The organism is Pseudomonas sp. NPDC087598, assembly GCF_044743525.1.
GTDB lineage: Bacteria > Pseudomonadota > Gammaproteobacteria > Pseudomonadales > Pseudomonadaceae > Aquipseudomonas.
This window is the reverse complement of the sequence record NZ_JBIUWQ010000161.1, coordinates 1-1,150: the sequence shown is the minus strand read 5'-3', so window position 1 is coordinate 1,150 and position 1,150 is coordinate 1. Positions and strand designations below refer to the sequence as shown.

The following is a 1,150-nucleotide window of genomic DNA, read 5'->3' as shown; positions in this document are numbered from 1 at the left end:
CAAGGTTCCTCTACCTTTCTTAGTAAGTTTACTGCTATACTTGCCGCCGGTTTCTTCATAACCAGCTTAGGGTTAGGTTACTTTGCTAAAGAGAAGGCTCATCAGCTGACTCAAGCAGGATTGCCAAACCCAGCAGTGTTGGAAGTACCTAAGCAACAACAACCGGCTTCTGATGATGTCCCGGTGCTTCAAGAGCAAAAGTCGGCTAGTCCAGCGACTGACGTACCTCCAGCTCAAGAGCAGAAGTAAGAAGGGTTTCAAAGTAGTTTTGCCGAGGTGGTGGAATTGGTAGACACGCAACCTTGAGGTGGTTGTGCCCATAGGGTGTAGGGGTTCGAGTCCCCTTCTCGGTACCAATTAGTCAGGAGAGCCCGCTGTTGCGGGCTTTCTTGCAGGTGGAAGGTTACATTGACCCTATAAGGGATCGGTCGTATACTTCCGCCCCAGCTTTGTCGCGGGGTGGAGCAGTCTGGTAGCTCGTCGGGCTCATAACCCGAAGGTCGTCGGTTCAAATCCGGCCCCCGCAACCAGTTTAAGGAGCCCCTTTTAAGGGGCTTTTTGTTAGCTGGACACTTTCAACGCCGCTGTTCGACGGCGTTTCAAGGATGGGCGTTTAGCCCATTTTTTTATTTTGCATAGCATGCACATATCATGCACTAGGGGGTTCAGGTGTCGAGCAAGCTAGAAGAGTTGCAGGCCTTGCTGGCCCCGGTGGTCGTGGCCCTAGGCTATGAATGCTGGGGTATCGAGTTCTCGGCTCAAGGTCGTCACTCGATGTTGCGCGTTTATATCGATAAAGAGGGTGGCGTGCTGGTGGACGATTGCGCCATTGTCAGCCGTCAAATCAGCGGTGTACTGGATGTTGAAGATCCAATCTCCGTTGAATACACCCTCGAAGTTTCCTCGCCTGGCATGGAGCGCCCACTGTTCACTCTTGAGCAGTTTGCAAAATTTGCCGGTGAACAAGTGAAGATCAAGCTGCGCTCGCCTTTCGAAGGTCGACGCAACTTTCAGGGCCTTCTGCGCGGTGTAGAAGAACAGGATGTCGTGGTGCAGGTAGATGACCATGAGTTCCTGTTGCCGATCGATATGATCGACAAGGCCAACATTATTCCCAGTTTTGACTGAGACGCGGATCCCGCGGATCCAC

Annotated in this window: 2 protein-coding genes and 2 tRNA genes; all 4 read left to right on the top strand. The window is 52.3% G+C overall.

The features are described from left to right. Window positions 1-249, top strand: a 249-nt coding sequence (gene secG, locus ACIOWE_RS30270) for a preprotein translocase subunit SecG (RefSeq protein ID WP_401398638.1), incomplete at its 5' end; no start/stop codon positions are given. A 21-nt stretch (window positions 250-270) separates the two neighbouring features. Next, window positions 271-356, top strand: a tRNA-Leu gene (locus ACIOWE_RS30265). A 97-nt stretch (window positions 357-453) separates the two neighbouring features. Next, window positions 454-530: transfer RNA gene (locus ACIOWE_RS30260), tRNA-Met, on the top strand. A gap of 139 nt (window positions 531-669) precedes the next feature. Beyond that, window positions 670-1,128: a ribosome maturation factor RimP gene (rimP, locus tag ACIOWE_RS30255; RefSeq protein ID WP_007915250.1), complete on the top strand. Its 459-nt coding sequence runs from the start codon at window positions 670-672 to the stop codon at window positions 1,126-1,128. Window positions 1,129-1,150 lie beyond the last annotated feature (22 nt).